8 protein-coding genes and 1 pseudogene are annotated in these 8,650 nt (G+C 72.3%); 1 reads left to right on the top strand and 8 read right to left on the bottom strand.

The window, feature by feature from the left end; genetic code table 11:
• Positions 1–114 precede the first annotated feature (114 nt).
• Entirely contained in the window at positions 115–309 is a 195-nt protein-coding gene (locus ABD363_RS32070; protein ID WP_344609981.1) for an acyl-CoA carboxylase epsilon subunit, read from the top strand.
• Between the two features lie 187 nt (positions 310–496).
• On the opposite strand, the gene ABD363_RS32065 is transcribed toward ABD363_RS32070, so the two are convergent.
• The 8 genes and pseudogenes from ABD363_RS32065 to ABD363_RS32030 form a co-directional block, all read right to left on the bottom strand.
• Positions 497–1,078, bottom strand: coding sequence for a GTP-binding protein (locus tag ABD363_RS32065; protein WP_114255509.1), 582 nt, complete (start codon positions 1,076–1,078; stop codon positions 497–499).
• Positions 1,059–1,631: a DUF742 domain-containing protein gene (locus tag ABD363_RS32060; RefSeq protein WP_344609980.1), complete on the bottom strand. Its 573-nt coding sequence runs from the start codon at positions 1,629–1,631 to the stop codon at positions 1,059–1,061. The genes ABD363_RS32065 and ABD363_RS32060 overlap by 20 nt, the downstream gene beginning before the upstream one ends.
• A 94-nt stretch (positions 1,632–1,725) precedes the next feature.
• The gene (locus ABD363_RS32055; protein ID WP_004983065.1) at positions 1,726–2,139 is read right to left on the bottom strand and encodes a roadblock/LC7 domain-containing protein; all 414 of its coding nucleotides are present in this window, start codon (positions 2,137–2,139) and stop codon (positions 1,726–1,728) included.
• 10 nt (positions 2,140–2,149) lie between these two features.
• Positions 2,150–5,452: a nitrate- and nitrite sensing domain-containing protein gene (locus tag ABD363_RS32050; RefSeq protein ID WP_344609979.1), complete on the bottom strand. Its 3,303-nt coding sequence runs from the start codon at positions 5,450–5,452 to the stop codon at positions 2,150–2,152.
• Positions 5,453–5,845: 393 nt separating this feature from the next.
• Positions 5,846–6,421 (bottom strand): GTP-binding protein, encoded by a 576-nt coding sequence (locus tag ABD363_RS32045; RefSeq protein ID WP_344609978.1) that lies wholly within the window; start codon positions 6,419–6,421, stop codon positions 5,846–5,848.
• Complete coding sequence (locus tag ABD363_RS32040; RefSeq protein WP_344609977.1) at positions 6,402–6,797, bottom strand: DUF742 domain-containing protein; 396 nt, start codon at positions 6,795–6,797, stop codon at positions 6,402–6,404. The genes ABD363_RS32045 and ABD363_RS32040 overlap by 20 nt, the downstream gene beginning before the upstream one ends.
• A gap of 111 nt (positions 6,798–6,908) precedes the next feature.
• The gene (locus tag ABD363_RS32035; protein WP_344609976.1) at positions 6,909–7,322 is read right to left on the bottom strand and encodes a roadblock/LC7 domain-containing protein; all 414 of its coding nucleotides are present in this window, start codon (positions 7,320–7,322) and stop codon (positions 6,909–6,911) included.
• 9 nt (positions 7,323–7,331) lie between these two features.
• Positions 7,332–8,650: pseudogene (locus ABD363_RS32030) on the bottom strand (nitrate- and nitrite sensing domain-containing protein); the annotation flags it as partial.

The raw sequence follows: 8,650 nt of genomic DNA, 5'->3' as shown, positions 1-8,650 counted from the left end.
CTGCAGACCAAGCACGCCGACCTGCCCTCCCGCAAGCACGGCAACCCGCCCCAGTGACCCGGCGGATCCCTCGCGGCAACCCCGCGGATCCCTCAGCCACGGAGACTGACACCCATGAACACTCCTGACATCCGCGTCGAGAAGGGCCACGCCGAGCCCGAGGAGGTCGCCGCCCTCACGGCGCTCCTCCTGGCCCGCGCGGCCGCCCGCCCGGCCGCCACGGCCCCGGCCCACCGCGGCCACCGGCGCGCCGGCTGGCGCCGCCTGGAGCGCGAGGGCGGTTTCCGCGCCCCGCACAGCTGGCGCTGAGCCGAGGGAGCTTTTTCAGGGGCCCATCCCGGACGGGGTGGGCCCCTTTCCCGTGCCCGGCGGTTTCCCGTGCCTGGCGGCAAGCCGCGGCGCGCAGGGGCCGCGCGCGAGCGTGAGGAGGCGCGAAAGGGGGCGCCCTCTCCGAAACGGAGAGGGCGCCCCCTGCTGTTCGTTCCGACCGGCCGCGCTAGCGCAGGCGTGCCATCAGGGCGTGCTCCACGAGCGTGATCAGGGTCGACTTGGCGTCCGCGCGGTGGCGGGCGTCGGTGGTGATGATCGGCGTGTCCGGGCCGATCTGGAGGGCTTCGCGCACCTCGTCCGGGGTGTAGGGCTGCTGGCCGTCGAAGCCGTTGAGGGCGATGACGAAGGGCAGGCCGCTGTTCTCGAAGTAGTCGACGGCGGGGAAGCAGTCGGCGAGGCGGCGGGTGTCGACCAGGACCACCGCGCCGATGGCGCCGCGCACCAGGTCGTCCCACATGAACCAGAAGCGGTCCTGGCCGGGTGTGCCGAACAGGTACAGGATCAGGTCCTGGTCGAGGGTGATGCGGCCGAAGTCCATGGCCACCGTGGTGGTGGTCTTGTCCCCGGTGTGGGTGAGGTCGTCGATGCCCGCCGAAGCAGACGTCATGACGGCCTCCGTGCGCAGCGGGTTGATCTCCGAGACGGCGCCGACGAACGTGGTCTTGCCCACGCCGAAGCCGCCCGCCACCACGATCTTCGCGGAGGTGGTGGAGCGGGAAGGACCGCCGCTAGAGCTTGCGAAGTCCACTGAGCACCCTTTCGAGCAGTGTCACGTCTGGCTGGCCGCCGGCGTTCTCGTCGCCGCCGGGCTGATGAATGGCGACCAGTCCCGCCTCCGCCAAATCGGCGACGAGGATCCTGGCCACGCCGAGGGGAATGGTCAGGAGCGCCGAGATTTCGGCGACCGACTTGATCTCTCGGCAGAGGTTGCAGATCCGCTGATGCTCGGGCAGCTGGCCCTGCATCTGGTGCGGCTGCGCGGTGGTGTGCACCAGCGCCTCGATGGCGAGCTGGTACCGCGGCCTGGTACGACCGCCCGTCATGGCGTACGGGCGCACCAGGGGGTTGTTCGACGCCCCTGCGGGCGCCGGCTCGGGGGTACGGCGCTGAGGCTGCACGGGCTGGATGTGCGGCGCCTGCGGCTGGTCGTACGGCAGCTGACCGGGGTCCTGCGGCACGTACGGCTGCCGGTGGTTCGGTGCGGAGGGGAAGTCGTACCGGTTCTGGGAACCGTCGTTCTGGCCCTGGGCAGGGCCGTACGACCAGTTGCCCGAAGGCGAACCGCCTGGGGGTGTTGCCACTTTCTCCTCCTCCGACTGTGCCTGGCACCCATCATTGTGAGGCCGCGTCCCAAGACCTTACGGCCCCGGGACGCCGATACGCACCGTTCGCCCGTCAGTTGAGAAGGCTCCCTTGGAGTTCCGCACGAAGGTCCGGTGTCAGGACCGTACCGGCGCGGTCGACCAGAAGGGCCATCTCGTACCCGATGAGGCCGATGTCCGCCTCCGGGTGTGCGAGAACCGCGAGCGACGAACCGTCGGAGATGGACATGATGAAGAGGAATCCCCGCTCCATCTCCACAACCGTCTGGTTCACGCTGCCGCCCTCGAAGATCCGGGAGGCGCCTGCCGTCAGAGACGTCAGACCGGAGGCGACGGCCGCGAGCTGGTCGGCGCGGTCGCGGGGGAAGCCTTCGGACATCGCCAGAAGGAGTCCGTCGGCGGAGACCACCACCGTGTGGGACACCCCCGGGGTGTTGTCCACGAAGTTGGTGATCAACCAGTTCAGGTTCTGTGCCGCCTGGCTCATCGGGCTCACACTAACGCTCCTGGTCGTAGGTGCTGTCAGGACCGAAGCCCTGGCCGTTCGTTTCACTGCCTGCGTTGCGGCCGCGCTGGACGCCGCGCCGCAGGTTGCTCAGCCTGCCCCGGACGTCCTCCGGGGCGCGGGAGACCTGTGGGCCCCCCTGAGGGGTGCTCTCGGCGGAACCCTCGATCAGGTTGGCCTTGGGCACCCGCCGCGGCAGGCCGGAGGAGGTCACCCCGCCCGCCTTGGGTTTCCGGAGCTGCGCGGCCTGCTGCCAGCGCTCGTCGTTCGCCGAGCGCCAGCTGCTGTCGCCGTTGCTCTCCGGCGCGGAGGCCGGCGGCTCCTGGTGCGCGTGCCGCGCGCCGCCCGTGCCGTGCGCGCCGTCCGCGGGGGAACCGCGGCGGGGGAGCCCGGCGTCGGTCAGCTCGTGGCCGGCGGAAGGGGCCGGTCCCGGACGGTCGAAGCCTACGCGGTCCGCCTCGCCCACGTCAGCGGCCTGCGCGGATTCCGCTTCGGGGGCATCCGAAGCGTACTGGGACGGGTAGTCGTTCCGGTAGCCGCCCTGCTGCGGCCAGTCGTCCTGGTGACGCCGCTGCTCGAAGGCGGGGAACGTCCCCTGCGCGGCCGTGCCCGCCGCCGGGTGCTGCTCCTGGACCGGCTCCGCGTAGGAGGGCTCGGGGTAGCCGCCGTTGGCCGGGAAGCCCTCGCCCTGCGGCAGCGCGCCGTTCGGCGCGTAGTACTGCTCGTCGTACCCGGCCTGCTGCTGGTTCCCGTACGCCTGCTGCTGCTCCTCGTACGCCTGCTGCTGCTCGTACGCCTGCTGCTGCTCGTACGCGGCGGGCTGCTCCGGGTAGGGGGTCTGGCCGGTGTCGTAGCCCTGGGTCCCGTGCTGCGCGGCGAACTGGCCGGTGAACTGGTCGGTGAACGCGGACGCCTCCGCGGCCTCCTGGACGTCCTGCGACGCCTGGGCCGCCTGCTGGCCCTGCGCCTGGGCCTCCAGGGCCGCACGGCGCTCCTCGCGCATCAGGGAGCGGCCGACCGGGTCCAGCTCGCGTATGTCGTCGGGGACGTCGGCGTAGCGGCTGTCGTCGAAGCCGAGCTCCGCGGCCGTGCGCAGGGGCTGCTGCTGGTGGGAGGTCTCGCCCGGGAAGTTCTGCTCCGGGATGATCTGCGAGACGGTGAACTCGTCGCGCTCCTGGAGCTGTTCGCCGCCACCGCCGTGCGTGATCGCGTCCGGCAGCATGACCAGCGAGGTGGTGCCGGCCTGCTCGCCCGAGGGGCGCAGCTGGACGCGGATGCCGTGCCGGTCGGCCAGCCGGCCGACCACGAACAGGCCCATGCGCTGCGAGATCGCGGCGTCCACGGTCGGCGGGTTGGCCAGCCTGTGGTTGATGTCCGCGAAGTCCTCGGCGGTCAGGCCGATGCCCTTGTCGTGGATCTCGATCATCACGCGGCCGTCGGGCAGCCGGGTCGCGGTGACGCGGACCTTGGTCTGCGGGGAGGAGAACGTGGTGGCGTTCTCCAGCAGCTCGGCCAGCAGGTGCACGAGGTCGGTCACGGCCCGGCCGTGGATCTCGGCCTCCGGGACGCCCTGCAGCTCGATGCGCTCGTACTGCTCCACCTCGGAGGAGGCGGCGCGCAGCACGTCGATCAGCGGCACCGGCTGGTCCCAGCGGCGGCCGGGCTCCTCGCCGGCGAGGACCAGGAGGTTCTCGCCGTTGCGGCGCATACGGGTCGCCAGGTGGTCCAGCTTGAAGAGGTTCTCCAGCTGGTCCGGGTCGGCCTCGTTGTTCTCCAGGTCGGTGATGAGGGTCAGCTGGCCCTCGATCAGGGACTGGTTGCGGCGCGAGAGGTTGGTGAAGATCGCGTTGATGTTGCCCCGCAGCAGCGCCTGCTCGGCGGCGAGCCGGACGGCCTCGCGGTGGACCTGGTCGAAGGCGCGGGCGACCTCGCCGATCTCGTCGGTGGTGCTGATCGGGATCGGCGCGACCCGGGTGTCGACCCGGCCGGGGTCGGTGCGGGAGAGCTGGTCGACCAGCATCGGCAGGCGCTGCTCGGCGATGCCGAAGGCGGCGTTGCGCAGCTGGCGCATCGAGCGGCTCATCTGGCGGGCCACCATGCCGGCCAGGATGAACGCGGCGAGCAGGGCGATCACGACGGCCGCGCCGGTGACCAGGGCGTCGCGCTGGGCGTCGTCGGCGATCCGGGCGGCCTCGTCCACCGCCGCGCCGGTCATGTCCGACTCGATCTCGCGGTACGCGTCGAACTTGAGGGTGTTGACCGCCCACCAGTTCTCCGGGGTGATGCCCTGCTGGGCCAGCGCGGCGCGGGCGCTGCGGTCCGTGGTGGGCAGCTGGGCCAGCTCGGAGACCATCGTGGTCGGGTTGGCGGGCGGCGCCACGTAGTCCGGGTTCTCGGACCTGGCCTTCTTGGCCATCGCCGCGCCGTCGGCCTTGATCTGCTTCTCGGCCTGCTCCAGCTTGGCCGCGTCCTCCTCGGTGCCGCCGCCGAGGTACTCCTCGCGGGCGATGCCCTCCAGGTAGGCGTAGGAGGACAGGGCGACGCGCTGGCTGGCGAGGTGGGCGGGGTCGGGACCCGGCTTGACCAGCATGTGCATGCCGATGGAACGCTGCAGCGACAGCGCCGACTTGGTCAGGGAGATGGCGTAGACGGTCCGGCCGTAGCTGGTGATGTTGCCGGTGCCCAGACCGAGCTCGTTGGCGAACTCCATCAGGGGGTGGGCGACCTGGACGTAGCCCTCCTCGGTCTTCACGCCGGTCAGCTTGTTGGTGTAGGCGCCGGCGCGCAGCGTCTGGAGCTTGGGCTCCTGCTCGCGGAACTGCTTCAGGCGGCGCTCCAGACCGGCCTTCGCCGGCATGTCCTGCGCCGCCGCGTCGAAGGCGTCGGCGGCCTCGTCGGTGGCCTTGCGGGCCTCGGCGACGCTCTCGTCGTCCTGGCCCGCGCCCCGCAGCAGGGGGGCGGCGCTGACGTCGCGCTCGTTGTAGAGGGCGTTGGCGTAGGCCAGCGAGGCCCGCACCAGGTGGGCGGTGCTCTCCGCGTCCTCGGCCTCCTGCCAGGTGTCGATCGAGCTCTTCACCTGGAAGCCGCCCATGACGAGACCGACCAGCACGGGTATGAGCAGGATCGCGTTGAGCCGGGTGGTCACCCGCCAGTTGCGCGGGGAGAGCCGGCCGCCGCTGCGGGCGGGCGCGACCGTCGGCTCCGGACCGGGCACGGGGGCGGGCGCCGCTGTGCGCGGCGGCGGGGTGAAGTTGCCCCGGGCCGACGGCTCGGGACTGTTCTTGCTTCGCCTCACTCGACCAACAACCTCTCGGCGGTCGGCACCTACGTTGTGCCGCAGTGTCTCAGAGCCCGGTACGCCATCGAGTACGCAGTACTGCTGAGTACGTCTTTGACTATGGGGCAGTTCAGGCATTCCAGCACGACGGCCTGCGCTCTTCCAAACATGGGAACGCGGGGATGGCAAGTGACGGAAGCCCCAGATAAAACGGTCATAAAGAGCGAGCTCCGTCAAAAGGCGGGGCTTTTGTGCGCGCAGCGGCATCAGATGATCGCGACGCGTGGCCGCGTCGGCCGATTCTCTGCCGAAACGTTATGAACACCGGAGCCGGCCGTGTCAAAGGACACAGCCGGCTCCGCACCGCCGCGGCGGGCCCGGCAACTGCCGTGCCGTGCTGTCGACTTGCCGCTAGCGCAGGCGTGCCATCAGGGCGTGCTCCACGAGCGTGATCAGGGTCGACTTGGCGTCCGCGCGGTGGCGGGCGTCGGTGGTGACGATCGGGGTGTCCGGGCCGATCTGGAGGGCTTCGCGCACCTCGTCCGGGGTGTAGGGCTGCTGGCCGTCGAAGCCGTTGAGGGCGATGACGAAGGGCAGGCCGCTGTTCTCGAAGTAGTCGACGGCGGGGAAGCAGTCGGCGAGGCGGCGGGTGTCGACCAGGACCACCGCGCCGATGGCGCCGCGCACCAGGTCGTCCCACATGAACCAGAAGCGGTCCTGGCCCGGTGTGCCGAACAGGTACAGGATCAGGTCCTGGTCGAGGGTGATGCGGCCGAAGTCCATGGCCACCGTGGTGGTGGTCTTGTCCCCGGTGTGGGTGAGGTCGTCGATGCCCGCCGAAGCAGACGTCATGACGGCCTCCGTGCGCAGCGGGTTGATCTCCGAGACGGCGCCGACGAACGTGGTCTTGCCCACGCCGAAGCCGCCCGCCACCACGATCTTCGCGGAGGTGGTCGCCCGGCCTCCGTCAGAGCTTGCGAAGTCCACTGAGCACCCTTTCGAGCAGTGTCACGTCCGGCGCGCCGGTCGTCTCGTCGCCGCCCGGCTGGTGGATCGCGACGAGACCGGCCTCCGCCAGGTCCGCGACGAGGATCCGGGCCACGCCCAGCGGCAGGTTCAGGAGCGCGGACACCTCGGCGACCGACTTGACCTCGCGGCACAGGTGGCAGATGCGCTGGTGCTCCGGAAGGAGTCCCATGAGCACGGCCGGGTCGGCCGTCGTGCTGATCAGTGCCTCGATGGCCAGCTGGTACCGGGGCCGCGTCCGGCCGCCGGTCATCGCGTACGGCCGTACCAGCGGCTGGTCGCCCTCGTCCTCGTACGGCTCCGCGTACGGATCATGAGAGGCGGTGGGCGGGGTCATGGGTCCTCCGGGCGGGACAGCAAGTCGGTCAGTCAAGCCGTCTGACGGGGCCGGTGGGGGGATTGTGGCGGCCGGACGGTGATTTGGTGAGACGGGTGGTGCCGGAACCGGTCAGTGAAGCAGACTTCCCTGGAGCTCGGCGCGCAGGTCGGGGGTGAGCACCGCGCCCGCGCGGTCCACCAGGAGCGCCATCTCGTAACCGACCAGACCGATGTCGCATTCGGGGTGCGCGAGCACGGCCAGGGACGAGCCGTCGGAGATGGACATGAGGAAGAGGAAACCGCGTTCCATCTCGACGACCGTCTGCGCCACGGTGCCGCCCTCGAAGATCCGGGACGCCCCGGCGGTCAGCGAGGTCAGCCCCGAGGCGACGGCCGCGAGCTGGTCGGCGCGGTCGCGCGGAAAGCCCTCGGACATCGCCAGAAGGAGTCCGTCCGCGGACACGACGACGGTGTGGGACACCCCCGGGGTGTTGTCCACGAAACTGGTGATCAACCAGTTCAGGTTCTGTGCCGCCTGGCTCATCGGGCTCAACTAACGCTCCTGCTGGTGAGTGGGCCGCGGGAAGCCGCCGGTCTGGCCGGCTCCCGCCTGACGGCCCTGTGCGATACCCCGACGAAGATTGGTCAGCCGGCCGCGCACGTCGTCGGGCGCGCGGGAGACCTGCGGACCGCTCTGATGCGGTTGCTGCTGAGCCGTGCCCGGGACGAGGTTGGCCCGGGGCACCCGGCGCGGCAGGCCGGAGGTGGTGATTCCGCCCGCGGCCGGCTGCCGGACGCGTTCTGCCTGCCGGACGAGTTCGTCGTTCGGCGAGTTGCGCCAGGCGGTGGCGGCGGGACGCTGCGGGCTGGAGGGGGCCTGCGGCTGCTGCGGGGCGGGAGCGGAGGCGGTGTCCGCCTGCTGCTCCTGCCGGTCGCCGCGGAACCAGTTGGTCTCCAGCGTGTCGTACAGCGGCGTCCCCCCGTCGCCGGAGCCGGTCGCCGGAGGCAGGGCCTCCGGTTCCTGGCGGACGGGGCGCTGCTGCGGGGCCGGCGGACGCGGAACGCCGAAGTCGCCGTCGGCCCGGGCGGGGCCCGGCCGGTCCGGCAGGGCGTGCCGGCCCGTGGAACTGTTGTCGTACGCCTGCGGGGCGGCGAACTGGTCGGTGGCCGGCGGGGCCGGCGGCGTGGCCGGACCACCCGGCCCGGCCGACGTGCCGAAGACGTCCGGGCGCACGAACTGGCCGGTGCCCTGCGCGGAGTTCGTGCCGGGACGGTCGAACCGGTCCGCGGACGGGCGGCCGTTCGCGCCGGGCCGGGCGTACTGGCCCGTGCCGTGCGGATCGGCGTCCGGGCGGGGGAAGTCGAGGGCGGCGCCGGGACCCTGGTGCTCGTCGCCGCGCGCGATCGCCGGTATCTCCGCGGTGGAACCGGGGCCCTGCCGGTCGTCGACACGCGGCATCCGGGCCGTCTGCGCGACGTCCGGCTCCTCGTGGCCGCGCGGGACGTCCAGCGCGGCGCGCTCCACCGCCGGCTGCGCGTCGCCGTCGCTCCAGCCGGGCGTGCGGGGCTGCGGCCCGCCGCCCGGCAGCTCGGCCCGCGCCCCGCCGCGCGGCGGCAGCTGCGGCTGCTCGGCCCGCTGCGCACGACGGCCCCGCCTGGCGGCGTTGCGGCCGGGGCCGAAGGCCTCCTGGTCCTGCGGCCCGCCGGGGTGCGCGGCCTGCAGCCCCTGCGGGGCGCCCGGCGCCTGGCCGGAGCCGGCGCCCGCGCCCGCCGGGGCCGGGCGGCCCCCCTGCGGGGGCGTGGCGGGCGCACCCTGCTCGAAGGACCTGGACGGCCCCGCGGACGGACCCTGCGGACCGCGCGCCCCGCCCG

The sequence above is a fragment of the Streptomyces glaucus genome, from assembly GCF_039533365.1.
Lineage (GTDB): Bacteria > Actinomycetota > Actinomycetes > Streptomycetales > Streptomycetaceae > Streptomyces > Streptomyces glaucus.
This window is presented reverse-complemented; position numbering and strand designations above follow the sequence as displayed.